Below are 25,384 nucleotides of genomic sequence, written 5' to 3'. Positions count from 1 at the left end.
AAGGACCTCGCGTGAGCACCCCTCCCTTCGACCCGAACAGCCGCCCGCAGGACCAGCCGCCCTATCCCGGCCAGCCGAACCAGCCGGCTTTCCCGAACCAGCCGGCGTACCCCGACCAGCCGGGCTTCCCGAATCAGCCGGCGTACCCCAACCAGCCCGGCGGCTACGGCCCGCAGTACAACCCGTCCCAGCCGGGCTACAACCCGTACGCCGCAGGCGGTGGCTACGGCTTCAACTACGCGCCGCCGGGCGAGCTGGCCGGCTGGGGATCCCGCGTGGTCGCCTCGATCCTGGACTCGCTGCTGGCGATCGTTGTGATCCTGGCCGGCGTGGTCGTCGCCGTCGCGGTCAGCGGCAGCATGGAGACGATGAGCAGCGGCGGCACTGCGGCGCTGGTGGTCGCCTACCTGGCGGCGTTCGCCGTGCAGATCTGGAACCGGGTCATCCGGCAGGGCCGGACCGGCCAGTCGCTGGGCAAGAAGGTCGTCGGGCTCAAGGTCGTCTCGCCGGAGACCGGTGAGCTGATCGGGATGGGACGCACGCTCGGCCGGGAGGTCTGCGCCGTGATCTTCAACAACTTCTGCTTCCTCAACGTGCTCTGGCCGTTGTGGGACGACAAGTCGCAGACCTGGCACGACAAGGTCGCCGGCGACATCGTCATCAAGGTCTGAGCGGGCTGCCGTCGCCGTCCCCGCTGGGCCTGACGGCTCAGCGGGACAGCAGCAGCCCGGCGCACGTGATCGCCCAGAGCACGCTGGTGAAGGTGCCGATGATGAAGCGTTCGGCCACCGCCTGCGGGGTCACCGAGGCCGGTTGGTCCGGGCTGCGGAGCTCCGGGTAGCGCGCGAGGCCCTTGATCGCGAGCACGACGGCGATGCCCTCCGGCCAGCCGGCCACCAGCGAGCCGTAGATCGCGCCGCGTTCCAGCGCACCGATCAGCGCGCCGCCGCGCAGGACCTCGCCCGCCTTCTGGGTCGACTGCGCGCGGGTGTTGCCGCGGTCCACCAGCGACAGCACGGACGTCGTCAGCGGACCGCCACCGGTCACCGCGAGGCCGCCGGAGAGCAGGAGCAGCGTGTTCCACCACTCTTGTCGCCAGCCGGAGACGCCGTTGCCGTACAGCAGGATGATCCCGTCGGCCACCAGGCAGGCCAGCATCACGCCGCTGCAGACGATCTCGCTGGTCCGGCCGGCCGGAAGCGCGAAGGCCACCACGGCGAGGATCAGCCCGAGTGTGGTCAGCGCGAGGACAGCCGCCGTCATGCAGCGGCACCTCGCTCCAGCAGCTCCGCCGCCAGAACCCGGCCGCGCTGCTCCTCGGCGAACCCGGCCGCCTGCGCCCGCTGGGTGACCGCCGACTGGCTGATCCCGAGCTTCACGCCGATCTCGCGGCGGGTCAGCCCTTCCGCGAGCAGGTCCGCGACGGCCCAGCCCCGCTCGCTACGGCGTCGCAGTACGGACGCCATCAGCCAGAGCACGCTCTCCACCTGCTCGGCGGCATGCGGGTCGTCGCCGACGACGTTCACGTGGTGCGGGCTCGACTTGGCGCGGTTGACCGCCTCCCGCGCGTTGACGAACGCCGAGCCGCTGCCCGCCCGCGTACTGCGCGGCAGCGGTTCGTCGACCGCACCGATGCCCAGACCGACGTGCCAGCAGTCCGCGCGGATCAGGTGCACGATGACGTCGACCGTTGCCCGGGCCTCCGAGAGCACCCCCTGCACCTCGTCGCCCGCGGTCCGCTCGAACTTCCGCAACAGGCCGGTCCGGCGCGGTCGCCGGTTCAGCGTGTTCAGCAGCTCGGGTACGAGATCCCTCGTGCTCCGGCTGGCCCACTGATCTACCGTGAGAACGAAGACCACCGCCCTGCACCTCCTTCCCAACGCAGATTAAGGCTACAGTCTTATTCACGTAGAGTGAAGGAAAAAACCTGAATCGGTTCACCCGATCACCGACAGTGATCACCCCGCGAACTCGCCGATTCCCCAATTCTCCGCTCAATCCGGCCTGCTCCGCCCGCCGACTCACCGTCGGTCTTCACGCGGAGTCAAGGAACCAGCAGCAGGTGGATGCCGCCCGCACCCGCCACCGCGAGCCGCCGGCCGTCGGGATGCAGCGCCGCCACCGGCGACGGTTCGTCCGTCCGGCCGTAGCTGGTCCGGCGCTCCGGGACCCGGACCTCGGGCCACTCGACCAGCAGCTCGCCGGTCTCCGCCGACAGTGCCCGGGGATGGCCGGACAGCGACACGAGTCTGTTGCCGCGGCCAAGCAACGCACCCAGCGGGCGGTCACTGGAGTGCCGATGCACCCAGGCCGACTCGGCGAACGACCAGATGCCGAGCTGCTGCGGGCCGAGTACCGCGCCCTGCTCGCCGCCCCATACGTCGTCGCCGGCTGCGACAGCCAGCCGATCCGCGTCGAGCCAGCAGGCCGAGACGATGTCCGCGTCCCGGCCTGTCGCCAGGGGCAACAGTCCTTCGCCGTCGAGCGCCGCCGGTACGACGACCGCCCGCTCGACGTCGAACACGTGGGCGACCCCGACCGGATGCCACATCCACCCGACCGACAGCAATCTCCGCCCGTCCGGGCTGAACTGCAGCTGGGAGTGGAACACGTCGGCCGGATCCCGATCTCCCGTGGTGATCCGGCGGCCGGACTCGAGCTCCTCGATCTCCAGCACGTTGTACCGGTCGGGGCAGTGCGCGATCACGTCCAGCCCGTCGGGCAACGTCCCGAGAGCCACCGGGTAGTCGTAGGCCTCGGCCAGGTAGTAGCTGCGGTTGAGCTCGCGCAGGAGCTTCCCGTCCTTCACCAGCACCGCCTTGGTCCCGCGCTCGACGTACAGCACGGCGTACCGCCGGTGGCTGACGGCCCGGTCGAGCAGCGATCCCCAGCTCACCTCGGCCCGGTGCTCGGTCCCGTCCGCGGCCCACCGGCGGCCGCCTCCGACGACGTCCACCAGCGCGTCGCCGTGCCAGCTGAGCGACCGCACCACACCACTTGTCTCCAGCAACATGATGACCACCATCATGCCCTGACCACGGCGCCCCGGGTGGTTGCCCGGGGCGCCTTTTTGTCAGTCGACGACCGGAAGGTAGAGCTTGCTGTCGTTGTCCTTGAACGTCTCGGACATCTCGGCGAGCCCGGCCTCGATCGCCTCGGTGGAGGTCAGGCCGTGCTGCTCGGCGTACTCGCGGATGTCGGCGGTGATCCGCATCGAGCAGAACTTCGGGCCGCACATCGAGCAGAAGTGGGCGGTCTTGGCCGGCTCGGCGGGCAGCGTCTCGTCGTGGTACGAGCGGGCGGTGTCCGGGTCCAGCGAGAGGTTGAACTGGTCCTCCCAGCGAAACTCGAACCGGGCCGTGGACAGTGCGTCGTCCCAGTCCTGCGCGCCGGGATGACCCTTGGCCAGGTCCGCGGCGTGGGCGGCGATCTTGTACGTGATCACCCCGGTCTTCACGTCGTCGCGGTCCGGTAGCCCGAGGTGCTCCTTCGGGGTGACGTAACACAGCATCGCCGTGCCGAGCCAGCCGATCTGCGCCGCGCCGATCGCACTGGTGATGTGGTCGTACGCCGGGGCGACGTCGGTGGCCAGCGGCCCCAACGTGTAGAACGGCGCCTCCCCGCACAGCTCCTCCTCGAGCCGCACGTTCTCGGCGATCTTGTGCATCGGCACGTGACCGGGCCCCTCGATCATCACCTGCACGTCGTGCTGCCAGGCGATCTTCGTCAGCTCCCCCAGCGTGCGCAGCTCGGCGAACTGCGCCGCGTCGTTGGCGTCGGCGATGCTGCCCGGGCGCAACCCGTCGCCCAGCGAGAAGGTCACGTCGTACTCGCGCAGGATCTCGCAGAGCTCGGCGAAGTGCGTGTACAGGAAGGACTCCTGGTGGTGCGCGAGGCACCAGGCCGCCATGATCGAGCCACCCCGCGACACGATGCCGGTCACCCGGCGGGCGGTCAGCGGCACGTACCGCAGCAGCACCCCGGCGTGCACGGTCATGTAGTCGACGCCCTGCTCGCACTGCTCGATCACGGTGTCGCGGTAGACCTCCCAGGACAGCTCGGCCGGATCACCCTTCACCTTCTCCAGCGCCTGGTAGAGCGGCACCGTGCCGATCGGCACCGGCGAGTTGCGCAGGATCCACTCGCGGGTCTCGTGGATGTTCTTGCCGGTGGACAGGTCCATCACCGTGTCCGCGCCCCAGCGGGTCGCCCAGACCAGCTTCTCGACCTCTTGCTCGATCGAGCTGGTGACGGCCGAGTTGCCGATGTTCGCGTTCACCTTCACCAGGAACTTCTTGCCGATGATCATCGGCTCGGACTCCGGGTGCCGGTGGTTGGCCGGGATCACCGCCCGGCCGCGGGCCACCTCGTCGCGCACGAACTCCGGCTCGACGCCTTCGCGGACCGCGATGTAGCGCATCTCCTCGGTGATCGTGCCGGCCCGCGCGTGCGCGAGCTGGGTCAGCGGCGCGCGGCCGGCGACCCAGTCCCGGCGGATCGCCGGCAGCCCGGTCTGGACGTCGATCGCCGCGGCCGCGTCGGTGTACGGGCCGGAGGTGTCGTAGAGGTCGAAATGCTCGCCGTTGGTCAGGTTCACCCGGCGGGCCGGGACGCGCAGGTCGCCCCGGTAGATCTTCTGCGATCCCGAGATCGGTCCGGTGGTGACACTCGGACGGACGGCGGGCAGGGCACTGTTGCCGATGGTTGTCACGATGCTGCTCCCTACGCCGGAATTACCCGGACAGGTTCGGCGGTCGGCGGCACCGGTTCGCCCAGCCTGGTCGTACCGGTCGCCCGGTCGCCAGGGGTGCGCAGTCCAGCCACCCTCTCAGCCCGCTACGGCGCGAGCTCCCGCGATCTCAACTTTGCCACCGCCCACGATAGCCACCGCGCCGGCGCTGTGTACTGGATCCCGCGTGGCGGTCGAACCTCCAGCACTCGACAACCGACGGCGACGCCGCTCGGCAGGGCGCGGCGGCGGCGAGTCGGGCGCCGGCGGCGGGGTTGGTGAGTGCCGGCGGTCCGGAGCCGGTAGCGTCGAGGAATGCGTGACATTGTCTACCCGCCGGTGGTCGGGATCGCGAAGACGGCGTTCAAGGTGCTCGACGTGAGGTTCCGGCTGGTCGGCACCGAGAACGTGCCACGGACCGGCGGCGCGGTGATCGCGCTGAACCACATCAGCTACGTCGACTTCGTGATCGGCGGCTTCGGCGCCCAGCCGAGCAAGCGGCTGGTCCGCTTCATGGCCAAGGACGTGCTGTTCCGCAACCGCATCTCCGGCCCACTGATGCGCGGCATGCACCACATCCCCGTCGACCGGGGCGCCGGCGCCGCGTCGTACCGGGAGGCGCTGCGCTACCTCGGCGAGGGCGAGCTGGTCGGGGTGTTCCCGGAGGCGACGATCTCCCGGTCGTTCGAGCTGAAGGAGTTCAAGTCCGGCACCGTGCGGATGGCGGCCGCGGCCGGGGTGCCGGTGATCCCGATGATCCTGTGGGGCACCCAGCGGATGCTGACCAAGGACCACCCGCGCGACTTCTCCCGGCACCGCGACATCTCGATCACGGTCGGCACGCCGATCACGGTGACCCGGCAGGACGACGCCGGCGAGGCGACCGAGCACCTGCGCACCACGATGGCCGGCATGCTCGACGAGACCATCCGGGCGTATCCCGAGCAGCCGCCCGGCGCCTGGTGGCTGCCCGCGTCGTACGGCGGTGGGGCCCCGACGCCGGAGGAAGCGGAACGGCTCGACCAGGAGGAGCTGAGCCGGCGCCGCGCCAAGCACCGCGAGCGCTGAGCCTGCCCCAGACCTTGACCCGGGCCCGGCGCCGGAGTAACAAGACCCTTGATTGTCGTGCCGGACCTGGGGGGTCCCTCTCGACGACGGTCGACGGCTCCTGGGCGGGGACGCCGGCTGACGGTCTCTGGTGGGTCGGGGAAGGTTCTCGTGGTGGTGGAAACCGAGGAGTTGCATCTCTTCGAGCCGGGGCGGCTGAAGATCCCGGCGCACGTGGCGGAGGAGATTCCCGATGCGGGGGTGTTCTTCCTGTCCTGGGCGACCCAGGACCTGCGCCCCGAGCAGGCCCGCGAGATCGAGGCCGCGGTGAACGGGCGGCGCTGCCCCAACGGCTGGTTCCCGCTGGAGAGCCTGGACAGCATCGGCCGCCGCGGCGGGCTGCGCAAGGGACCGCTGACCTACCTGGCCCAGATGACCGCCGAGGACCCGGAGATCCTGCGCCGCTGGGCCACCCGGGGACTGCCGGAGACCGGGCCGCAGGCGGAGGCCAGACAGCAGATCGACGCCACCGCGAACCGGTTGCTGCGGACCCAGGGCCATGCCGCCGCGGCGACCTGGGTGATGGCGGTCCGGCCGCGGGCGTTTCTCAGCCTCGGCCTGCTCGGCGACAAGCTGTTCGCGAGCTGGGACACCTGCCTGGCGACGCTGCGCACGAAGGACGTCGCCAAGGCCGTCCGCCGCTGGAACCGCTGACCTACTCCAGGATCAGGTGGGCCACGGCGTAGCAGACGGCGGCGACGGCACCCGCGGCCGGGATGGTCACGATCCAGGCGAGCACGATGCCCTTCGCGACGCCCCAGCGGACCGCCGAGAGTCGCTTGGTGGCGCCCGCGCCCATCACCGCGGAGGTGATCGTGTGGGTGGTCGAGACCGGCGCGTGCAGGCCGATCGCCATCACGTAGAGCACCGTGGCCGCAACCGCTTCGGAGGCGAAGCCGCGGGCCGGGTCGAGGTGGATGATGCGGCGGCCCAGGGTCCGCATGATCCGCCAGCCGCCGGAGTACGTGCCCAGCGAGATCGCGGTCGCGGCGGCCACCTTGACCCAGATCGGGATCTCGTCACCGGGTTGCACGTGGCCGGTGGTGAGCAGGGCGAGGAAGATCACGCCCATCGTCTTCTGGGCGTCCTGCAGACCGTGGCCGAGCGCCATCGCCGCGGCCGACAGCGACTGGGCCAGCCGGAAGCCACGGGTGGTCTTGCCCGGGTTGCTGCGCCGGAAGATCCACAGGATCGCGGTCATCACCAGGAACGCGCCGAGGAAGCCGACCGCGGGCGAGATCATCATCGGGATGACGACCTTGTCCACGATGCCGGACCACAGCACGGTGCTGGCCGACGCCAGGCCGGCGCCGACCAGGCCGCCGATCAGCGCGTGCGACGACGAGCTGGGCAGACCGAAGTACCAGGTGATCAGGTTCCAGGTGATGGCGCCGACCAGGGCGGACAGCACGATCACCAGGCCGTGCTCGCCGGCCGGGGTGTTGATGATGCCCTTGCCGACGGTCTCGGCCACCTCGGTGCCGAGGAACGCGCCGACGAAGTTCATCACCGCGGCCATCACCAGCGCGACCCGTGGCGTCAGTGCGCGGGTCGAGACCGAGGTCGCGATCGCGTTGGCGGCGTCGTGGAAGCCGTTGGTGTAGTCGAAGATCAACGCGATCGCGATGACCGCGACGACGAGCGCGAGCTCCACGCTCAGCTCTCCTTGACGGCGATCTGCTCGACCGTGTTGGCGACGTGCTCGAACGCGTCGACCGCGTCCTCCAGCAGGTCGATCACGGTCTTCACCTTCATCACCGTCAGCGCGTCGAACTCGCCGCTGAACAGCTTGGCGATGATCCGCCGGTGCACCGCGTCACCGGTGTTCTCCAGCCGGTTGACCTCGATCCAGTACTCGGCGAGGTCCTTCATCGTGCGCAGCCGCGGCATCGTCTCGGCCGTCAGCGCGGCCATCCGCTGCAGCACCTCGATCTGCTCGGCCACCTCCGTCGGCAGCGAGTCCAGGTTGAACAGGTGGACGGCGTCGACGGCCTCCTCCATGAAGTCCATCACGTCGTCCAGGTCGGACGCGAGACGGTAGATGTCCTCCCGGTCGAACGGCGTGACGAAGGTCGAGTTCACCCGCCGGATGATCGAGTGGGTGGTCTCGTCCGCCGCGTGCTCGGCGTCCTTCATCTGCGCGGCGATCTGGTGGCTGGCGGACAGCCCGCTGCCCGCCGTACTGCCGAGCAGCTCGGCGAGGATGCGGGCCCCGGCGACGAGGTGGTTGGCGGACTCGGTGAAAAGGTCGTAGAACGTCGGGTCGTTCGGACGCAGACGTAACGGCACTTCAAGCTCCGGATGAACGAGGGACAAACCGTGAACATGCTAGGGGCAACGGACCGCTGAGCTCGCATCCGCAAGGGCACGGTACCGCGAGATTGTGAACACATTGCCCGGATGCGACCAATCCGTGACCAGACGGTGTCAGCGCGTGACGACGGCGTACAGGTCGAACAGCCCCACCAGCAGGACGAGGCCGGCGGCGGCTCGCAGCACCCCGTCGTGGCCCAGGAAGCCTGGCTTCTCCAGTGCCGTCCGGCGGTACACCGCGCTCACGGCGGCCCAGCAGACCAGCGCCAGCACGATGACGACGACGCCCAGCCCGAACCTTACCGACGACGTACCGTGACCGGAAGCGAGCAGCAGGACACCGTTGGCGACCAGGCCGAGCGAGGTGCGGCGCCAGGCGAGCAGGGTCCGTTCGGGCTGCAGGCCGGGATCGCGGGTCATCGCCACAGGGTGAACAGCAGGCCGATCGCTCCCACCACCGCGATGGTTGCCCCGAGCATCAAGGGCAGCCTGGTGACCGGCAACGGCTGGTCGCGTCGCATCGCCTGGAGGTTGCGCTGCCAGCGGTGGAAGGCGCCTGCCGTGGTGACCAACCCGGCCCCGACCAGCACGATGCCGATGATCCTGGCCGGCCAGCGGTCCGGTCCGAGGTCGAGGAACTGGACGGCGGACAGACCACCGGCATAACAGGCCAGTGATGTCCGCAGGTAAGCCAGGTACGTGCGTTCGTTGGCCAGGGTGAAGCGGTAGTCGGGCTCGTGGGCGGCGCCGTCCGGCTCGGTCATCCGCAGTCCATCAGGCCACGGTTCTGCTTGAGCACGAGCACGCGGCGCACGCTGGCCTCCACCTGCGCCGCGAACGCCTTGTCCCGCTGGGCCTTGCGGACCACCGCGTCGATCATCGTGCCGGTGAGTCCCGCCCTGGCGGTGATCACCACGTCACCACCGGCGCCGATGAACCGGGTGGCGCGCTCCCCCGCCGGCACCGAGGCCACCTCGGCCGCCGCGCCGACGTCGTCGGTGATCACCACGCCGCCGAACCGCAGCTCGCGGCGCAGCATGCCCTGGATGACGATCGGTGAGAACACCGCGCGGTTGTCGGGATCGATCTCGGTGTAGGTGACGGTGGAGATCATCACCATGTCGCTGCCGGCCTCGATCCCGGCCGCGAACGGCCCGAGGTCGGCATCGCCGCGCACGGTGACGGTGTCCACCACCCCGGCGGAGAAGTCGGTGTTGCCCCGCACCCGGCCCAGTCCCGGGAAGTGCTTGACCGAGGTCATCACCCCGGCCGCGTCCATGCCGCGGATGAACGCGGCGACGTGCGGTCCGACGGCGTCCGGCGTACTGCCGTAGCCGCGGTCGAGCGCCCCGATCGGCGCGTTGTCGTCGCCCAACGACTCCGGTACGACGTCCGCGACCGGCGCCAGGTCGACGTTGACCCCGGCGCGCTTGAGCTGCCGGCCCCAGGTGGTCGCCTCCGCGGTGAGCTTCTGCGGGGTCCAGGTGGCCTGCTCGGTCGCGGCCGGGATGCGGTCGAAGCCGGAGCCCTTCAGACGCTGGATCTTGCCACCCTCCTGGTCGGCGGCCACGAACGGCTGGATCCCGTCGATGGTGGCCGCGGACCTGACGGCGGCCATCTCGGAGCGGGTGTGGTCGAGGCTGCCGCCGCTGCCCATCAGCAGGACACCGCCTGGCTTGCGCTCACGGACCACGGACCGCTCGGCAGAGGTCATGCCGGTGGAGGCGATGCCGGTCATGATCAGCTGAGCCGCTCGCTCACGCAGCGTCAGGCCGGCCAGCTTCTGCTCCAGGCAGCCCACGTTCGGCGGCGTACTCGGAGTCTGACTGGGCGACCGGCTCGGCGTGTCCGTGGCCGGCGGCGGGTCCGACGGCGACAGCGGCACGGTGGAGGAGGGAACGGTGCTGGGACCGGCCGTCGGCGAGCCACCGCTGCTGCAACCGGCGAGAAGCAGTGCTGTGGCGGCGACAACGGCTACGCCTGGGAAGGTCTTCATCGACGTCATTCTTACCGACTGCGGCGACCGGCCGGTGTCAGCGGGACTCCCAGGCGGCGCTGTCGTAGGTACCCCCGGAGTGCCGGGCCAGGGTCGCGCAGATGTCGTGCAGCTGCTCGACCTGGTCGTCGCTGAGCGCGTCGAAGACCGCAGCGCGGACCGTCTCGACGTGACCGGGCGCGGTCTCCTTCAGTTTCTGCAGTCCGGCCTCGGTGAGGATCGCGACCTGACCACGCCGGTCGGACTCGATCCCCTCGCGACGGACCCAACCGACCTTCTCCAGCCTGTTCACCGCGTGCGAGAGCCTGCTGCGTGAACCCAGGGTGGAGACGGCCAGCTCGCTCATCCGCAGCCGCCCCTCAGGCGCTTCGGAGAGCCGGACGAGGATCTCGAAGTACGTGTGCGGCATGCCGGCGTCACGCTGCAGCTGTTGCTCGATCCGGCCGTTGACCACCCGCTGGGCGGCGATGAACGCACGCCAGGCCTGCTGCTCTTTCTCGTCCAGCCACCGGGGTTCCGCCATGTCCGCAGCGTAACCACCTCAGGGGTGTCGTGCGCGTGTTCTCCCTCACCGCGCTCTGGCCAGTGCTCACCGCGCTCGGGCCGGCCGGCGGATCAGCAGGACGGCAACTGCGCAGACGAGCATCCCGGCCAGGGCGATCGGGCCGATCGTCTCGCCGAACATCAAGTAGGCGAGCACCATCGTGGTCGGCGGCACCAGGTACAGCATGGAGCTGACTCGCGTCGCTCCGGACAACCGCAGGTTGACCAGGTAGAGCCCCCAGCCGCCTGCGGTGGAGAACACCACCAGCCACACCGCAGCACCGTAGAAACCCAGCTCGCCAGGAACGGTCATCTGCTGCGTAGCAGTGGCCACCACGATGAACAGGACACCGGAGACAACGCTCTGCAGGCAGAGCGCGTCGAGCAGGTTGGTCTGCGGCTTACGCCTCCGCTCAAGGACCGTGCCCGCGGCCAGCCCGAGCAGGCCGGCCACAGGCAGCGCGAAGAGCCATGGCGACCCGTGGCCCGAGCCGAGGTCGTCCGCGACCACCAGGCCGACACCGCCCAGGCCCAGCGCCAGGCCGGCCCACTGCAGCGGCGACACCCGCTCACCGAGCAGCGGTCCGGCGACCGTGGCGATCAGGATGGGCTGGAGCGAGCCGATGAGCGCCGTGATGCCGGCGGAGATCCCGTGGTCGATCCCGACGAAGATCAGGCCCAGGTAGACGAACTGGGTGAGGACCGCCATCCCGGTGTGGGTGATCAGGTCGGCTCGGGTGATTCGTGGCCGCCGGATGGCCAGCGCAACGGCCGCGATCGTGCCGGCGAGCAGGAACCGCCAGGCCAGCAGATCGAAGGCCGAGCTGTACTCCGTGCCCCAGCGGGCGCCGATGAACCCGGAGCTCCAGAACACGACGAAGCCCGCGGCCGCGAGGAACGGGAGCGCTCGGGGCGGGGCGGCTCGGCGTACGGAGGGAGGCAGGGTTTCGGTGCTCATGCCACCAAGTAACCATACCGGTCGGTATACTGTCAGTATGGTCGACCAGACGCTGAGACAAGCCGCCGCGGAACTGCTCGTGGAGCGCACCGAGGCGCACGCTCCAGCCAAGCCACTGACTGCGGCTGGGGAGCGGATCCTGGCTGCTGCGTCGGCGCTGTTCTACGCGCAGGGCATCCGCGCCGTCGGCGTGGACGCGATCGCCGACGCGGCGGCCGTGACGAAGAAGACGCTGTACGACCGGTTCGGATCGAAGGACCAGCTGGTCGCGGCGTACCTGGAGAATCGCAACCGGCGCTGGCACGCCTTCCTGGACGAGCAGCTCGCCGCTCGCCGGCCGACACGGCCGGAGGACGTGATTCTGACGCTGTTCGCCGCCTTGACCGACTGGATGGCGGAGTCGCGCCGGGGCTGCGGCTTCATCAACGCCAGTGTCGAGCTCACGGCCCCCGACCACCCCGCGATGCCGGTGATCGTCGGGCAGAAGCGGTGGATGCGGGCGGAGTTCCTGGCTCAGGCCGAACGAGCCGGTTTCCAGCAGTGCGAGGAGCTGGCGGACCGGTTGTTGCTGCTGCACGAGGGTGCACTGGTCAGCTACCGGGTGGCTGCGATGGAGAACGCGCCCGAAGTAGCTCACCGGGCGGCGGCCGATCTGCTGGCTTCCTGGCCGCGCTCCGCCGGTTAGTGGGCGTCAGTTGCGCCGCGTGACGGTCAGACCGACCACGCGGGACACGACCATCGCGACGTAGCCGAGACCGGCCAGCTGCTCGAGCATGACCACGGACCGCGCCCAGGACTTGATCGGCACGATGTCACTCAGCCCGGTGCTCGACAGCGTGGTGAAGCTGAGGAACAGCAGCTCCATCCAGCTACGGTCCTGCTCCGGATTGACCGCGGCGATGAAGCTGCCGGGATCCAGCGCCTGCACACACACGAACACGTAGGCGAACCCCCAGGCCACCAGCGTGAACGTCGCGCCGGTCGCGAACAGCTCGTCGACGCTGACGTGGTGGTCGGACAGCATGTAGCGCAGCAGGCTGTAGGCCGCGTAGAAGTAGAACGCCGCGTGGAAGGCGCCGGAGATCGGCACGATCGCCTCCATCGGGCGGAACGCGTCGACCATCGAGAGCACGACCGCAGGAAGGCCCAGGCAGACGCTGACCCAGGTGAGGCCAGGGGTCGACCGCACCGAGAACACCGCGAGCACCAGGACGACGATGCCGAGCGTCTCGAACGCGACCCGGCCACCGCGCGAGCCCTCCATCGCCGGGTAGACCAGCACGCCGAGCAGCTGCACCACCAGCAGCACGGCCGACGGATGCCACCGCACTCCGCGCAACACCGGCATCATGCCGCCCCCTCGCGGGAGTCGATGATCGCCTTGCGCCGGGCCAACCGGTGGCTGCGGCGGATCTCGGCCTCGCGCATCCGCCGGCGGTCCTCGTCGTTCTCCGGCTCCACCTGTGGCACCTGCCGCGGCTGCCCGTCGGCGTCCACCGCGACGAACACCAGGTAAGCGGTCGCCACGTGCACCTGCGGGCCGACAGAGTCCCAGCGGTCGGCGGTGATCCGGACACCGATCTCCATCGAGCTGCGGCCGGTCCAGTTCACCTGCGCGGTGAAGTGCACGACATCGCCGACGCGGACCGGCACCAGGAACACCATCTCGTCCATCGACGCGGTGACCGCGGGCCCGCCGGAGTGCCGGGCCGCGACCACGCCGGCGACCGAGTCCACCAAGGTCATGATCACGCCGCCGTGCACGGTGCCGAGCAGGTTCGTCTCGTGCTGCGCCGTGATGTGCGAGAGTGATAACCGGGCCGCCGAGGACGGCCGGGACGCCGGGACGTCGGACATGCTGCTCCTAGCGGTCGGGATGGCAGGCAGAATAGCCCCGCGTTGTCCACAGCCCCGGAACTGGCCTCTCGGAAACCGCCACCTCGCTCGTACTTTCTTTGCGAGGAGGTCCCCAGATGACCAATCAGCTCCCAGAACGTGCCCACGGCAACCATCTCCCACCGGATCCGCCCGTCCGGCGGGCCCTGCCCCCGCTCAGCCGCGCGGAGACCGCCCACCTCGTCCGCCTGGCGGTGGCAGCCGCCGCCGAGCACGGCCTCCAGGCCACCTACGACGGCACCGACGCCCTGCGCCTGACCCCAGCCGTCCGGCGGGCGCCATCCACCGACCCTCCCGGTTCCTTCGAGCTTGGCTGCGGCGGCGAGATCGTCGCGGGGTTGACCAACCTGGCCCGGATGGTCGCCGCCGAGCGGTCGCACCGGTGGCCACAGTTGGTCGCCGAGCACTTCGACCGCCTCGGCGACCACCTCCTGCACGGGCCACCCCCACCACCGGCCGACCCGTCCCGCGATCTGCTGGCTCGGCTCACCCCGACCAGCTCGCTTCCACCCTCCTGGACGGCCGGCCTGCGTGAGTTCCTGCCGGGCCTGCTGGCCGTTCCCGCGACCACCGACAACGGCCTGGTCACCATGCACCTCGACCCGAGCGACTTCGGCATGACCCGCGCCGAGGCGCTGAGCACCGGCCTGGCGAACCTGCGCCGCCTCCCGGACACCGTCGAGTACGTCGACCACGACGGCGCCCGCATCGCCGTCCTGAGCGGTTCCAGCTTCGCCGCGTCCCGCGCTTTGGTCCTCGACACGGTCCTGCGCGAGACCCTGCACGTCGAGAACCCGCAGTACGGCGTACTGGTCGCCCTGCCGGTGCGCAGCCTGTTGCTGATTCATGTCGTCACCGACCTGTCCGTGCTGCCGGCCATCGCGGTGATGCTCGGCTTGTCGCTCCGCACCCACGCCGAGCATCCCGGGCCTCTGACCCCGTGGATCCACCACGTCACCGGCAGCACCTGGTCACCCGCCACCACGCAGCCCGACGATCTCGAGGCGATCCACCTGACCCCGGAAGTGCAAGCCCTCGCCAGAACGCTCAGCCACCTGGAGTAGATCGGTGAACCGCATTCTCACTTCGGCGCAGGCACGTCGGCGACGTACGTGGAACTGGGCGGCGCCACCAGCGAAGGTGACGTCGCCCAGGTCAGGGGCCGAATGGACGGCTGGATCAGCCGGCCGCGGGCATCAGCACGGTGTCGATCAGGTAGACCGTGGCGTTGGCGGTCTTCACGCCACCGCAGACGACGTTCGCGTTGTTGACCTTCAGCGACTGGCCGGAGCCGGTCACGGTGACCACGCCCTTCTGCACGGTGGTCTGCTTGCCCACCACGGCCGTCGGGTCGAGCTGACCCGGGACAACGTGGAAGGTCAGGATCTTGGTCAGCAGCGCGCTGTCGGTCTTCAGCGTGTTGATGGTCGCGGCCGGGATCTTGGCGAAGGCGGAGTCGATCGGGGCGAACACGGTGAACTCGCCGCCGTTGAGCGTGGAGACCAGGTCCACCTTCGGGTTGAGCTTGCCCGACACCGAGGCGACCAGCGTCTTGAGCAGCGGGTTGCCCGACGCGGCGGTCGCGACCGGCTCGGCCGCCATTCCGTCGATCGAACCGGCGCCGTTCGGGTTGGCCTTCGCGTAGTCGGCGCAGCCCGGACCGACCAGGCCGGCCGCGTTGTCCATCGACGGCGAGGTGCTCGGGGTCTCGGCCGGAGCCGAGGTGGAGGTCGAGGCCGCCGGAGCGCTGGTGCCGGCGTCGTCGCCGCTTCCGCAGGCGGCGGTTGCGAGCAGCAACGACACGGCGGAGGTGGCGAGGGCGACGCGCTTCAGGGTGTTCGACATGACGATCGTTCTCCTTCTGATGACTTCACTGGGGGTGTTGCTGTGGGCTTGGTGCTGCGAAGCGGCTACGGCCGCGGCAGATCTGGTCCGGGAGCTGCCCTGCCCGGGAGCTACCCGCTCCGTTCGGGCGGGGTCACCGCGCGAGGTCGGCGGTGGCGGTTACTCGACCATCACCACCGTGTTGTGCAGGCCGCTCGACCCGTTCGGTCGCGGGGCGGCGCGGTCGGCCGTCTGCACCTGTCCGGTCTTGTCGGTCGCGCGGACGGTGAGGGTGTGGTTGCCCGAGGTGGCGTTCCAGCGGAAGGTCCACTGGCGCCAGATGTCGATGCCGGCCTCGTCGGCGAGCTGCGCCTCCTGCCAGGGCCCGTCGTCGACCTGGACCTCGACCTTGGCGATGCCCCGGTGCTGTGCCCAGGCGACGCCGGCGGCGACCGCCGGGCCGGGCTTGACCCGGGCGAACCCCTTCGGAACGTCGATCCGCGACGCGGTCTTGATCGGGGCCTCGACGGCCCAGCCGCGGTCGGTCCAGTAGGCGCTGAAGTCGTCGAACCGGGTGACCTCGAAGTCGACGATCCACTTCGTCGCGGAGACGTACCCGTACAGGCCGGGCACCACCATCCGGACCGGGAAGCCGTGGTCGAAGGGCAACGGTTCGCCGTTCATGCCGAGCGCGAAGAGCGCGTCCCGGCCGTCGGTGAGCGCCTGCAACGGGGTGCCGATGGTGAGACCGTCGACACTGGTCGACTTCACCGCGTCCGCACCGGCCTGCACACCCGCCTCTCGCAGGATCTCGGCGATCGGTACGCCGATCCAGCGGGCGTTGCCGACGTAGGGTCCACCGACCTCGTTGGAGACACAGGTCAGGGTGATGTCACGCTCGACCAGGCGGCGGTTGAGCAGGTCGGCGAAGTTCAGCCGGAGCTCGCGGTCCACCATGCCGTGCACGCGCAGTTCCCAGTTCCGGGGGTCCACCTTGGGCACGGTGAGCAGGGTGTCGACGCGGTAGAAGGACTTGTTCGGCGTCACGAAGGGGCTCACGCCGGCCACGTTCGCGGCGACTCCGGCCGGCAGGACCTTCGCCCGGCTGGCCGCCGCGGGAATCCTGATCGCCCGCCGTGTCGCCTCGTCCACGCCGCCGGGCAGGACCCGGGACACCACAGCTCCACCGGCACCGACCGCACCCAGCGCGAACGTCGTCACCAGGAACTTGCGCCGATCGAAGCCGGACGGTGCTTCGGCTTCCGGGATCGCTGCGTGGGCGCCGGCAGTCTCGGTGCCGGCCTCGGTGCCGGCGATCTCGGCGCCGGCCGCTTGTCCGGCAGTCGCCGAGGCGCCGCTCGTCGGGGAGCCCGTCGTCGTCAGGGAGCTCGTGGCCGTGGCGTCGGCTTCTGGTGGTTGCTTTCTGCTCCCACGGAGCGAATAGCCCCGCGAGCGCAGGACCAAATACATGCCGGCAGTTGCCACCAGCAACGTGATGACGCCGGGCAGCACCCGCACCACCCCGTTGGTCGCCAACGACCGCCCGGTGGCCGCCGCCAGAATCGCCAGCAGCCCCAGCAGAACGGTCATCCCGAGCGCGACCCGGGGCCGCTTGAGGCCGATCACTCCGGCCGCCATCGCGAACACCGCGACCGCGACCAGGACCCCGCCGACCAGGATCGGCTTGTCCGCCGTCCCGAGGTTCTTCACCGCCCAGTCCTTCAACGGACCGGGAGCCAGATCGATCATCTGGGTACCGACCCCGACCACCGGCGACGTCCCACCCGCAAGCGCGGCAGTCAGCTCCCCGAGGCCGAGACCGGCCGCGGCGGCAAAAAGGCCACCGACTGCTGCTGGGATGCGCTGATGCGAGGTCATGCCCGGTCTTCGGACCGAACCCTCAGCCGGATAGGTCGATCGGCGGGAAACTTCTGCCGCTCCCGCCTACGGCTACTGCTTCGGCGCGAAGTGCCCCGGCCAGTCGTCGTACCGGATGCGGCTGATCGCGCGGACTTCGCCGAGCGTCGACCACTCGTCCTTGCCGAGCCGGGCCAGCGGGCGGAGACGCTGGATGTCCGGGTGGTCGCCGTCCATCACCTCCGAGGCGATCGCCAGATGCCGGACGTGCCCGATCACCACCGTCGAGTCACCGAGCTCGAGCGTCGTGTGCAGCGTGCACTCGATCGCCACCGGCGACTCGGCCACCCGCGGCACCGCCACGGCGCGGGCCGGCTCCGGGGTCAGTCCGACCGCCTCGAACTCCGACACCCCCGCCGGAAAGTTCGTCCCGGTCGCGTTCACCTGCTCGAACAACCGCTCGGCCGCGAAGTTCACCACGAACTCCCCGGTCGCCTCGACGTTGGTCAAGCTGTCCTTGCGCCCGACCGAGGTGAACTGCACCATCGGCGGCCGCACACACGCCACCGTGAAGAACGAGTGCGGCGCCAGATTCAGCACACCGTCCGCCGACACCGACGACACCCACGCAATCGGCCGCGGCACCACCACGGAGTTCAACACCGCGTAGAACTCCCGCCCACCCACCACGTCCGGATCTACATCCACTCGCACCTCGCCAGTATCCCCCGCGCACGAAAACCGCTGGGCCCGCCACCACCCACCCTCCACACTGACCGGGATGACCGAAGACACCACGTCGCCGAATCCGCCCGCCCAGGTCGCCGCCGAAGACCGAGCACGGCACGGTCACGGTCGAGCTGGCCCGGCTGCAAGATCGAGAAGGCCGGCCACCGGCTCGCGCATCGCCCGGCCCAGGACCGGGGACAGCAGACCGACCCGGCACCGCGCCGGCGGGCCGGGACGGCGCCGTCGCTGTGGTGTCGGCCGCACCGCACGCACCGGCCCGGTCGAGACAGGCACCGCCAGCTCAGCGGCGCAACTTCGGGCCGCATCGGCGGAATCGTCGTGCGGCGGGTTGCCTTGGTGCCGCCGTCGCTCGGCGGTTGTCCTTGATGCCGCCGTCGCGCGGCGGGGCGGCGCAAAGGTGTGATCACGGACTGGAGAGGACGGTGGACGTGGACGTGACCGGCTCAGGGGGCTCGGGCGGTGCGTGGAGTTCCGGCGGTTCCGACGGTTCGGGCGGCGCCCGTGGCTCCGGCGCTCCCAGCGGCTCCGGCGGCTCCAGCGGTCCCGGCGGTCCCGGCGGTCACGGCGGTTCCAGCGGCTCCGGCGGTTCCAGCGGCTCCGGCAGTTCGAGCGGGGAGGCGGAGGCGATGGGCGTTGCCGTGGAGGTGGCGAGGCGGCTGGGTGTGCCGACAGCGGAGGTCGTCGAGGTTGCTGGAGGTGTGGCCAATCGAGCGTTTCGGCTGGGTGGCGAGTTGATCCTGCGCATGCCGCGGGAGGAGAGGTTCGCGGCTGATCTTCGGAAGGAGGTGGGCGTGGTTCCGTTGGCGCGGCAGGCTGGGGTGCGGACGCCGGCGATCGTGGCGGAGGGGGTGGTGCACGGAGCAGGCGGGCCCAGTACGCCGTACGTGGTGACGGAGCGAGTTGAGGGCAACGATCTTGCCGATGGTGCCGCGGGCATCGAAGTGTGGGGAGAGCTCGGCCGCCAGATCGCGTTGCTGCACGCAACAGCGCGGCAACCGATCGCCGGAGTGCCCGAGGACGGGAGCGATCGGAGCACGGCGGTCGGGGAGCTGGTCGAGCGCGGGTACCTCGACGCCGGCACGGCGGACTGGTTGGAGAGGTGGCTCGACGAGTTGAGCAGCAGGTTCGACCTGAACGCGCCGCAGGTGTTGCTGCATGGGGATCTCGGGCGGCAGAACGTGATGGTGCGAGCTGGTCGGTTCCAGGCGTTGATCGACTGGGGTGATGCCGCATGGGGGCCGCGGGCGATGGAGTTCGCCAAGTTGCGGCTGCAGGAGGTCGCGCAGCTGCTGCCCAGTTACCGGAGTGCCGCAGCGGTGCGGTGCGAGACCGGCGAGTTGGAAGCCGAGGTGCTCTGGTTCCACCTCGCCTGGGGAGTCGCGAACCTCAAAGGCCCACCCAGACCGGGTCAGCGGCACTGGACGGCGTCGCCCGCGAGCCGGATGCTCGGGGCGCTTCGGTTCCTGACGTCCTCGCCGCCGGAGCCCTGGCCGGGGTTGATCAAGAAGGTGGATCTCTGGGACTGATCGACGGCGGTTCTGCAGTAATACAAGGGGTTCGCGGACTTGTCACGACATGGTGCAGACTGACGGTCGTGACTGACTACACAGCAGCTGAGAACCGGTACGACGACCAGATGGCCTATCGGCGGACGGGACGCAGCGGGCTGCAGCTGCCGGCGATCTCGCTGGGGCTGTGGCACAACTTCGGCGACGACAAGCCGTTCGTGACGCAGCGCGACATTCTGCGCCGGGCGTTCGACCTCGGCGTCACCCACTTCGACCTGGCGAACAACTACGGCCCGCCGTACGGGTCCGCGGAGACCAACTTCGGCACGCACTTCGCCCGGGACTTCCGCCCGTACCGTGACGAGCTGATCATCTCGACCAAGGCCGGCTACGACATGTGGCCGGGCCCGTACGGCCAGGGCGGCGGCTCGCGCAAGTACCTGCTGGCCTCGCTCGACCAGTCGCTGAGCCGGATGGGCCTGGACTACGTCGACATCTTCTACTCCCACCGCTTCGACCCGGACACCCCGCTCGAGGAGACGATGGGCGCGCTCGACGCCGCCGTACGTTCCGGCAAGGCGCTGTACGCCGGAATCTCGTCGTACTCCGCGGAGAAGACCCGCGAGGCGGCCCGGATCCTGGCCGAGCTCGGCACGCCGCTGCTGATCCACCAGCCGTCGTACTCGATGCTCAACCGGTGGATCGAGGAGGACCTGCTCGACGCCGTCGGTGAGCTCGGGGTCGGCGTGATCGCCTTCTCGCCGCTGGCCCAGGGCCTGCTCACCGACCGGTACCTGAACGGCGTGCCGGAGGACTCCCGCGCCGCGCAGGGCAAGTCGCTGAGCACCGACATGCTGACCGAGGAGACGCTCAAGCACGTCCGCGCGCTGAACGAGATCGCCCAGCAGCGCGGCCAGTCGGTCGCCCAGCTGGCGCTCGCCTGGACGCTGCGGGACGACCGGGTCACCAGCGCGCTGATCGGCGCCTCCAGCGTCGCGCAACTGGAGGACAACCTGGCCGCGGTGAAGACCCTCGGCTTCACCCAGGCCGAGCTCGACGCCATCGACGCCGACGCGGTCGAGGCCGGCATCAACCTGTGGAAGAAGAGCTCGGACCACTGACGCGAACCCTCTCGATCGAACCGGCGTCCTTACGGTCCGATCACGTGGGGTCCCCAGACGGTTGCGCCCGGCAGGTGGCGGGCGCAACCTGAGGGCAACCCCCCAGGAGGTGGTGACGATGACCGCTTCAACGCTCGAAGTGGCTCTGACCTACGAGCACGACAAGATCCGCGAGCTCGCCGCTCCGGCCCACCAGCCGGACGCCGCCCTCCCCCATCGCCGGCACGAGACCGACTGGTTCTATGCGATCACCGCCCAGCACCTGACGGCCGCCGAGGACGTCCTGCTGCCGTACGTCCGGCGTCTCCCCGACGGGCGCAAGCTGGTCGCGACGTACGTCGCCAACGCCAAGCAGCTGGAACGCTCCCTGCGGTTCCTCAAGGCCAGGCAGTACGGCGACAGCCGCGTCCTGCACCTCCGCCCCGGGGACGTGTGGCAGGTGGTCGACCGGCTGCTGGACGAGCACGAACGACTGGAAGCCGACTACGGCCGGATGCTCGGCGAGTCGATGGCCGGCGGTGACGTCGGCGCGCTGACCGAGCGGCTGCTGAGCGCCCAGGAGGTCGCGCCGACCCGATCCCACCCGTTCTCCCCGCACACCGGGATGGCCGGCCGGATGGCGCACCGCGCTTGGCGGGTCGCCGACAACGTCTGGGACAGCGCCGAGGGCCGAGTGGTGCCGACGACGTACCACGTGCACCCGAAGCGCGACTCGGTGCTCTCGCACTACCTGCGCGGCGCCCAGGTGCCCCGCAGCAGCTGACAACACCGGTCCCGAACAGCAGGTGGCCGGGCCCGGTCCGAGGATGCCTCCGCGGACCGAACCCGGCCGGTGCCCCTGCCACTGCGCCTGGTCGTGGCCGGGGCGGTCCCTTCTCCACAGCGCCTGGTCGTGGAGGAGGGGGTGGTTCCCGCCTCCGCCGCGCCTGGTGTGCGGAGGTGGGACCCAGCGTCCTTCCCCGCTGCGCCTGGTGTGCGGGGAGGGACGGGTTCGGGGCTACTTCAGTGCGTCCAGCGCCTTCTTCGCGCCGGGGTGCAGCGGCACCGGGTCGGTCTTGTCGGCGTCCTCCACGGTGATGCCCTTGGCGGCCGCGTTCACCTGCACCAGCGCGTCCTTGTTCTCGTAGATCACCTTGGTCAGCTTCTCGGCCAGCTCGTCCGGCATGTTCTTGCGGACCAGCAGCACGTTCGGAACGATGATCGTGGCCACGTCGGCCGGCTGCTTGTACGTCGCGGCCGGGACCGTGCCCTGGGCGTAGATGCTGCCGTACTTCGTCTGCAGCGCCGGCAGCAGGTCGGTGATCGGGATCAGCTTCACGTTCTTGCCGAGGCTGGTGGTCAGGTCGGTGATGCCGCCGGTCGGCAGTCCGCCGGACCACACCAGCGCGTCGATCGAGCCGCTCTTCATCGCGTCGACCGACTCGGGCAGGCCGAGCCGCTGGGCGGTGACGTCCCGGGCCGGGTCCAGACCGGCCGCCTCGAGCAGCCGGCGGGCGATCACCTCGGTGCCGGAGTTCGGCGAGCCGGTGGAGACCCGCTTGCCCTTGAGGTCGGCGATCTTGCTGATGCCGGCCGAGGCCCGGACCGCGACCTGGGTGTAGTTGGGATAGAGCCGGGTCAGCGCCGCCACCTCCTGCGGCTGCTGGAAGCTGTTCTGCCCCTTGACCGCGTCGGTCGCGGTGTCGCCGAGCGAGAACGCGATGTCGTAGTTGCCCGCCACCAGTCCCTGCACGTTCTGCACCGAGGCGCCGGTCTCGCTGGCCGTGGCCCGGTAGCCCTCGACCTTCTCCGAGATCACCGACGCGAGCGCGCCGCCGAGCTGGTAGTACACGCCGGTGGTGTTGCCGGTGGCAATCGTCAGGCGGCCGCCGTCGGTTCCGGTGCCACCGGCCTCGGGCTCACGCTGACCTCCGCAGGCGGCCAGCGAGACGGCGGCGGCCAGCGCGACCACGGCGGTGGAGAGGCGTCGGGTTCTCATCAAGTGACGGGTCCTTCCGGTTGTCCGGCCTGGCGCTGCCGCCGGACCAGGTTGACGACGACGGCAACAAGTAGCAAACCGATTCCGGCGGCGATGGTTACGGGCGCCAGGTAGAGCAGCAGCATCGCGGCCGGCACGCAGAGCGCCCGCTCGAGCCACCCGGTGGCGGTCAGGATCCAGCCGCCGGTCACCACGGCGAGCGCCGCCACCGCCAGCATCGACACCAGCAGCGTCCACAGCATGCCGACGAGACTGCCCTGGCCCAGCAGGTGCGCGCCGTTGTCGGTGAGCACGAACGCGAACGGCACGAGGAACGCGGGCAGGGTGTACTTCCACGCCTGCCACATCGTCGCCATCGTCCGGCCGCCGGTGATCGCCGAGGTGGCCACCGCGGCCAGCGCCGTCGGCGGCGACACCTCCGACAGCACCGCGTAGTAGAAGATGAACATGTACGCCTCGGCCGGGGTGACGCCGAGTTGCACCAGCGCCGGCGCGATGATCACCGCGGCGATGATGAACGACGCCGTCACCGGCACCGCCAGGCCGAGAATCAGCACCGCGAACGCCGACAGCACCACGGTCAGGATCAGCACGACCGTCGGGTTGTCGGTCACGCCCCGGCCGGCGTCGACGATGATCTCGGCCAGGTTCAGCCCGAGCCCGGTCTGGGTGGTCACCGCGACGATCACCCCGGCCGTCGCGCAGGTCGCCACCACCGGCAGCACCGAGCGGGTGCCCTGGGCCAGCGCCTTGAACAGCGGGCCGGCGGTGAGCCGGTGCTCGCGGTCCAGAAACGACAGTGCGAACTGGATGACGACCGCGTAGACCACGGCCTTGAACGGCGGCACGTCGACCGCCATGAAGCCGATGATCACGAACAGCGACAGGAAGTGGTAGCCGAACCGCAGCAGCAGCCGGAGGGCCGACTGCGTCGAGGTCTCCGTCGAGGTGGTGCCGTGCCGCCGGGCGTCGATCTCGATCGCCAGCAGGATGCCGAGGTAGTACAGGATCGTCGGGATCACCGCGTAGCCGAGCACGGTCAGGTACGACACCTGCAGGAACTCGGCGATGATGAAGGCGGCCGCGCCGAGCGTCGGCGGCGACAGGATCGCGCCGATGCCCGCGGCGGCGAGCATGCCGCCGGCCGGTTCGGGCGGGTAGCCCGCGCGACGCAGGATCGGCCAGGACACCGTGCCCAGCGACACCGCAGTCGCCGTACCGGAGCCGGAGACCGTGCCGAGCAGGAAGCCGGCCATCGTGACCGTCCGGCCGGGCGCCGTCCGGCTGCGCTTGAACGCGGCGAACGACAGGTCGATGAAGAACTTGCCGGCGCCGGAGTGGTCGAGCACCGCGCCGTAGATGGTGAACAGCACGATGTAGCTGGCCGCGACGGCGAGCGGGGTGCCGTAGAAGCCGGCCGTACCCATCGTGAACTGCGCGATGATCGCGTCGAAGTTGAAACCCTGGTGCGACAGCGACCAGGTATAGGGCAGGTAGCCGCCGTAGTAGGCGTACGCGACGAAGAGCAGGCTGAACAGCGGCAGCACCCAGCCGGTGGTCCGGCGGCAGGCCTCGAGCAGCAGCACCAGCAGCAGGGCGCCGACCAGCACGTCGAGACCGGTCGGGGTCTGCCGGCGCTCGAGGTAGCCGTCGAAGTCGAACAGCGGGTAGACGCAGACCGCGAGGGCGAGGGCCGCGAGCAACCAGTCCAGCAGACCGGGGTCGTCGTGCGTCCGCCCCTTGAACGGGTTCAGGAACGCCGGCACCTTCCAGCCCCGGTAGCACAGCAGCGTGATCGGCAGGACCGCTGCGAGAAAGATCACCAGGTAGTACTGCGTGCCGGCCGACAGCGGGAAGAACACCTGCAGCAGAACGCCGACGCTGACCACCGCGCACCAGGCGGTGATCACCAGGTCGAGGGCAGGGCGGAGCCGCCGAGCCGGCTTCTCCTGCTCGTACTCGGCCAGATCGGACTCGGGCAGCGCGGTGGTGCCGCCCCCCGTACCAACACCGACAGTCATCTACCGGTTCCCTCCTGTGGTCGGAGACTAGTGTCGCCGAACACGGCGTGGAGTCACGTGATTACGTCTTTACCAAGATCTGACACATGTGAGCGCCACCTGCCCTACGATCACGGCATGAGCGGCGCCGTCAGGATTCTGTTGGTCGAAGACGATCTCGATATCGCCAACGCTCTGATACCTGCCTTGCGCCGGTACGGGCTGATGGTGACGCACGTCCGCACCGCCGCGGACGCGCTCGCTGCCGACCCCGGAGACCTGGTGCTGCTGGACCTCGGACTGCCCGACGGCGACGGCATCAACGTCTGCCGGCAGATCCGCACGGTGTCCGACGTACCGGTGATCGCGGTGACCGCGCGCGGAGAGGCGGCCGACCGGGTGCGCGGGCTGCGCAGCGGCGCGGACGACTACGTGGTGAAGCCGTTCGCGATCTCCGAGCTGCTCGCCCGGATCGACGCCGTACTGCGGCGGACCGGGCTGCTGCAACCTCGCCCCCGGGTCACCGTGGGCGACCTGACCGTGGACATCGAGGCCCGGACCGTGCAGGTCGCCGACAAGCCCATCAGCCTGACCCGCAAGGAGTTCGACGTGCTCGCTGTGCTGGCCGCGCACCACGGCCGGGTGGTGCCGCGTGAACAGGTCGCGCTGTACGCCTGGCAGTCCGTCTTCGAGGCCTCGTCGCGGACCATGGACGTGCACGTCGCGAGCCTGCGCGCCAAGCTCGGCCGGCCCGAGCTGGTGCAGACGATCCGCGGCGTCGGCTACCGCCTCGGTTCGGACTGA

27 protein-coding genes are annotated in these 25,384 nt (G+C 70.1%); 9 read left to right on the top strand and 18 right to left on the bottom strand.

What is annotated here, in order from left to right:
• Positions 1-11 precede the first annotated feature (11 nt).
• Positions 12-671 (top strand): RDD family protein, encoded by a 660-nt coding sequence (locus KFLA_RS04710; protein WP_012918618.1) that lies wholly within the window; start codon positions 12-14, stop codon positions 669-671.
• A gap of 37 nt (positions 672-708) precedes the next feature.
• Here the strand turns inward: KFLA_RS04710 and KFLA_RS04705 are convergent, their stop codons facing one another.
• From KFLA_RS04705 to thiC, 4 genes are all read right to left on the bottom strand, one after another.
• Positions 709-1,263, bottom strand: coding sequence for a hypothetical protein (locus tag KFLA_RS04705; RefSeq protein ID WP_012918617.1), 555 nt, complete (start codon positions 1,261-1,263; stop codon positions 709-711).
• Complete coding sequence (locus KFLA_RS04700) at positions 1,260-1,859, bottom strand: helix-turn-helix domain-containing protein (protein ID WP_012918616.1); 600 nt, start codon at positions 1,857-1,859, stop codon at positions 1,260-1,262. Before KFLA_RS04700 ends, KFLA_RS04705 begins: the two co-directional genes overlap by 4 nt.
• A gap of 185 nt (positions 1,860-2,044) precedes the next feature.
• Entirely contained in the window at positions 2,045-3,013 is a 969-nt protein-coding gene (locus KFLA_RS04695) for a WD40 repeat domain-containing protein (RefSeq protein WP_202797082.1), read from the bottom strand.
• Between the two features lie 60 nt (positions 3,014-3,073).
• Entirely contained in the window at positions 3,074-4,711 is a 1,638-nt protein-coding gene (gene thiC, locus KFLA_RS04690; RefSeq protein WP_012918614.1) for a phosphomethylpyrimidine synthase ThiC, read from the bottom strand.
• A 333-nt stretch (positions 4,712-5,044) separates the two neighbouring features.
• Between thiC and KFLA_RS04685 the strand changes: the two genes are divergently transcribed.
• Together KFLA_RS04685 and KFLA_RS04680 are read left to right on the top strand one after the other, a co-directional pair.
• Positions 5,045-5,797, top strand: coding sequence for a lysophospholipid acyltransferase family protein (locus KFLA_RS04685; RefSeq protein WP_012918613.1), 753 nt, complete (start codon positions 5,045-5,047; stop codon positions 5,795-5,797).
• 153 nt (positions 5,798-5,950) lie between these two features.
• Positions 5,951-6,490: a hypothetical protein gene (locus KFLA_RS04680; RefSeq protein WP_237706731.1), complete on the top strand. Its 540-nt coding sequence runs from the start codon at positions 5,951-5,953 to the stop codon at positions 6,488-6,490.
• Between the two features lies 1 nt (position 6,491).
• On the opposite strand, the gene KFLA_RS04675 is transcribed toward KFLA_RS04680, so the two are convergent.
• From KFLA_RS04675 to KFLA_RS04645, 7 genes are all read right to left on the bottom strand, one after another.
• On the bottom strand, positions 6,492-7,490 hold the full coding sequence (locus KFLA_RS04675) for an inorganic phosphate transporter (protein ID WP_012918611.1): 999 nt from the start codon (positions 7,488-7,490) through the stop codon (positions 6,492-6,494).
• A gap of 2 nt (positions 7,491-7,492) precedes the next feature.
• The gene (locus KFLA_RS04670; protein ID WP_012918610.1) at positions 7,493-8,125 is read right to left on the bottom strand and encodes a DUF47 domain-containing protein; all 633 of its coding nucleotides are present in this window, start codon (positions 8,123-8,125) and stop codon (positions 7,493-7,495) included.
• A gap of 138 nt (positions 8,126-8,263) precedes the next feature.
• Positions 8,264-8,569 (bottom strand): DUF202 domain-containing protein, encoded by a 306-nt coding sequence (locus KFLA_RS04665; RefSeq protein WP_012918609.1) that lies wholly within the window; start codon positions 8,567-8,569, stop codon positions 8,264-8,266.
• Positions 8,566-8,913: a YidH family protein gene (locus KFLA_RS04660; protein ID WP_012918608.1), complete on the bottom strand. Its 348-nt coding sequence runs from the start codon at positions 8,911-8,913 to the stop codon at positions 8,566-8,568. Before KFLA_RS04660 ends, KFLA_RS04665 begins: the two co-directional genes overlap by 4 nt.
• Positions 8,910-10,145 carry a glycoside hydrolase family 3 N-terminal domain-containing protein gene (locus KFLA_RS04655; RefSeq protein WP_237706730.1) on the bottom strand — a complete coding sequence of 412 codons (1,236 nt, stop codon included), beginning with the start codon at positions 10,143-10,145 and terminating at the stop codon, positions 8,910-8,912. The genes KFLA_RS04660 and KFLA_RS04655 overlap by 4 nt, the downstream gene beginning before the upstream one ends.
• 37 nt (positions 10,146-10,182) lie before the next feature.
• Entirely contained in the window at positions 10,183-10,668 is a 486-nt protein-coding gene (locus tag KFLA_RS04650) for a MarR family winged helix-turn-helix transcriptional regulator (RefSeq protein WP_012918606.1), read from the bottom strand.
• A 66-nt stretch (positions 10,669-10,734) separates the two neighbouring features.
• Complete coding sequence (locus KFLA_RS04645) at positions 10,735-11,646, bottom strand: DMT family transporter (RefSeq protein ID WP_012918605.1); 912 nt, start codon at positions 11,644-11,646, stop codon at positions 10,735-10,737.
• Positions 11,647-11,683: 37 nt separating this feature from the next.
• Between KFLA_RS04645 and KFLA_RS04640 the strand changes: the two genes are divergently transcribed.
• Entirely contained in the window at positions 11,684-12,331 is a 648-nt protein-coding gene (locus KFLA_RS04640; RefSeq protein ID WP_012918604.1) for a TetR/AcrR family transcriptional regulator, read from the top strand.
• A gap of 6 nt (positions 12,332-12,337) precedes the next feature.
• Here the strand turns inward: KFLA_RS04640 and KFLA_RS04635 are convergent, their stop codons facing one another.
• Positions 12,338-12,997 (bottom strand): potassium channel family protein, encoded by a 660-nt coding sequence (locus KFLA_RS04635; RefSeq protein WP_012918603.1) that lies wholly within the window; start codon positions 12,995-12,997, stop codon positions 12,338-12,340.
• A complete protein-coding gene (locus KFLA_RS04630) occupies positions 12,994-13,503 on the bottom strand; it encodes an acyl-CoA thioesterase (RefSeq protein ID WP_012918602.1) in 510 nt (169 codons plus the stop codon). Before KFLA_RS04630 ends, KFLA_RS04635 begins: the two co-directional genes overlap by 4 nt.
• Before the next feature lie 116 nt (positions 13,504-13,619).
• Here KFLA_RS04630 and KFLA_RS04625 point away from each other — a divergent pair, with 116 nt between their 5' ends.
• On the top strand, positions 13,620-14,606 hold the full coding sequence (locus tag KFLA_RS04625) for a hypothetical protein (protein WP_012918601.1): 987 nt from the start codon (positions 13,620-13,622) through the stop codon (positions 14,604-14,606).
• 115 nt (positions 14,607-14,721) lie between these two features.
• Here the strand turns inward: KFLA_RS04625 and KFLA_RS04620 are convergent, their stop codons facing one another.
• The 3 genes from KFLA_RS04620 to KFLA_RS04610 all read right to left on the bottom strand — a co-directional run bounded on the left by KFLA_RS04620 (position 14,722) and on the right by KFLA_RS04610 (position 17,937).
• Complete coding sequence (locus KFLA_RS04620; protein WP_012918600.1) at positions 14,722-15,387, bottom strand: fasciclin domain-containing protein; 666 nt, start codon at positions 15,385-15,387, stop codon at positions 14,722-14,724.
• A gap of 159 nt (positions 15,388-15,546) precedes the next feature.
• Positions 15,547-17,244, bottom strand: coding sequence for a molybdopterin-dependent oxidoreductase (locus tag KFLA_RS04615; RefSeq protein ID WP_063822767.1), 1,698 nt, complete (start codon positions 17,242-17,244; stop codon positions 15,547-15,549).
• Positions 17,245-17,316: 72 nt separating this feature from the next.
• Positions 17,317-17,937, bottom strand: a complete 621-nt coding sequence (locus KFLA_RS04610) for a flavin reductase family protein (RefSeq protein WP_041289143.1) — start codon at positions 17,935-17,937, stop codon at positions 17,317-17,319.
• 401 nt (positions 17,938-18,338) lie between these two features.
• On the opposite strand from KFLA_RS04610, the gene KFLA_RS04605 reads away from it, so the two are divergent.
• From KFLA_RS04605 to KFLA_RS04595, 3 genes are all read left to right on the top strand, one after another.
• Positions 18,339-19,499 (top strand): phosphotransferase family protein, encoded by a 1,161-nt coding sequence (locus KFLA_RS04605; protein ID WP_337466404.1) that lies wholly within the window; start codon positions 18,339-18,341, stop codon positions 19,497-19,499.
• A 68-nt stretch (positions 19,500-19,567) separates the two neighbouring features.
• On the top strand, positions 19,568-20,602 hold the full coding sequence (mgrA, locus tag KFLA_RS04600) for an L-glyceraldehyde 3-phosphate reductase (protein WP_012918596.1): 1,035 nt from the start codon (positions 19,568-19,570) through the stop codon (positions 20,600-20,602).
• 118 nt (positions 20,603-20,720) lie between these two features.
• Positions 20,721-21,365 carry a hypothetical protein gene (locus KFLA_RS04595; protein ID WP_012918595.1) on the top strand — a complete coding sequence of 215 codons (645 nt, stop codon included), beginning with the start codon at positions 20,721-20,723 and terminating at the stop codon, positions 21,363-21,365.
• A gap of 234 nt (positions 21,366-21,599) precedes the next feature.
• Here the strand turns inward: KFLA_RS04595 and KFLA_RS04590 are convergent, their stop codons facing one another.
• Together KFLA_RS04590 and KFLA_RS04585 are read right to left on the bottom strand one after the other, a co-directional pair.
• Positions 21,600-22,580 carry a TAXI family TRAP transporter solute-binding subunit gene (locus KFLA_RS04590; RefSeq protein WP_012918594.1) on the bottom strand — a complete coding sequence of 327 codons (981 nt, stop codon included), beginning with the start codon at positions 22,578-22,580 and terminating at the stop codon, positions 21,600-21,602.
• A complete protein-coding gene (locus KFLA_RS04585) occupies positions 22,580-24,601 on the bottom strand; it encodes a TRAP transporter permease (protein ID WP_012918593.1) in 2,022 nt (673 codons plus the stop codon). Before KFLA_RS04585 ends, KFLA_RS04590 begins: the two co-directional genes overlap by 1 nt.
• Before the next feature lie 117 nt (positions 24,602-24,718).
• Here KFLA_RS04585 and KFLA_RS04580 point away from each other — a divergent pair, with 117 nt between their 5' ends.
• A complete protein-coding gene (locus KFLA_RS04580; RefSeq protein WP_012918592.1) occupies positions 24,719-25,384 on the top strand; it encodes a response regulator transcription factor in 666 nt (221 codons plus the stop codon).

The sequence above is a fragment of the Kribbella flavida DSM 17836 genome, assembly GCF_000024345.1.
In the GTDB taxonomy this organism is placed as follows: domain Bacteria; phylum Actinomycetota; class Actinomycetes; order Propionibacteriales; family Kribbellaceae; genus Kribbella; species Kribbella flavida.
The sequence above is the reverse complement of the archived record's forward strand: the minus strand, read 5'-3'. Positions and strand labels throughout refer to the sequence as shown.

Coding starts and splice junctions, on each gene's coding strand:
- KFLA_RS04650 (WP_012918606.1), bottom strand. CDS start 10,668: ATGGCGGAACCCCGGTGGCTGGACGAGAAAGAGCAGCAGGCCTGGCGT.
- KFLA_RS04655 (WP_237706730.1), bottom strand. CDS start 10,145: ATGAAGACCTTCCCAGGCGTAGCCGTTGTCGCCGCCACAGCACTGCTT.
- KFLA_RS04630 (WP_012918602.1), bottom strand. CDS start 13,503: ATGTCCGACGTCCCGGCGTCCCGGCCGTCCTCGGCGGCCCGGTTATCA.
- KFLA_RS04625 (WP_012918601.1), top strand. CDS start 13,620: ATGACCAATCAGCTCCCAGAACGTGCCCACGGCAACCATCTCCCACCG.
- KFLA_RS04645 (WP_012918605.1), bottom strand. CDS start 11,646: ATGAGCACCGAAACCCTGCCTCCCTCCGTACGCCGAGCCGCCCCGCCC.
- KFLA_RS04695 (WP_202797082.1), bottom strand. CDS start 3,013: ATGTTGCTGGAGACAAGTGGTGTGGTGCGGTCGCTCAGCTGGCACGGC.
- KFLA_RS04585 (WP_012918593.1), bottom strand. CDS start 24,601: ATGACTGTCGGTGTTGGTACGGGGGGCGGCACCACCGCGCTGCCCGAG.
- KFLA_RS04635 (WP_012918603.1), bottom strand. CDS start 12,997: ATGATGCCGGTGTTGCGCGGAGTGCGGTGGCATCCGTCGGCCGTGCTG.
- KFLA_RS04590 (WP_012918594.1), bottom strand. CDS start 22,580: ATGAGAACCCGACGCCTCTCCACCGCCGTGGTCGCGCTGGCCGCCGCC.
- KFLA_RS04615 (WP_063822767.1), bottom strand. CDS start 17,244: ATGACCTCGCATCAGCGCATCCCAGCAGCAGTCGGTGGCCTTTTTGCC.
- KFLA_RS04705 (WP_012918617.1), bottom strand. CDS start 1,263: ATGACGGCGGCTGTCCTCGCGCTGACCACACTCGGGCTGATCCTCGCC.
- KFLA_RS04605 (WP_337466404.1), top strand. CDS start 18,339: ATGCCGCCGTCGCGCGGCGGGGCGGCGCAAAGGTGTGATCACGGACTG.
- KFLA_RS04580 (WP_012918592.1), top strand. CDS start 24,719: ATGAGCGGCGCCGTCAGGATTCTGTTGGTCGAAGACGATCTCGATATC.
- KFLA_RS04640 (WP_012918604.1), top strand. CDS start 11,684: ATGGTCGACCAGACGCTGAGACAAGCCGCCGCGGAACTGCTCGTGGAG.
- KFLA_RS04595 (WP_012918595.1), top strand. CDS start 20,721: ATGACCGCTTCAACGCTCGAAGTGGCTCTGACCTACGAGCACGACAAG.
- KFLA_RS04660 (WP_012918608.1), bottom strand. CDS start 8,913: ATGACCGAGCCGGACGGCGCCGCCCACGAGCCCGACTACCGCTTCACC.
- KFLA_RS04665 (WP_012918609.1), bottom strand. CDS start 8,569: ATGACCCGCGATCCCGGCCTGCAGCCCGAACGGACCCTGCTCGCCTGG.
- KFLA_RS04620 (WP_012918600.1), bottom strand. CDS start 15,387: ATGTCGAACACCCTGAAGCGCGTCGCCCTCGCCACCTCCGCCGTGTCG.
- KFLA_RS04685 (WP_012918613.1), top strand. CDS start 5,045: ATGCGTGACATTGTCTACCCGCCGGTGGTCGGGATCGCGAAGACGGCG.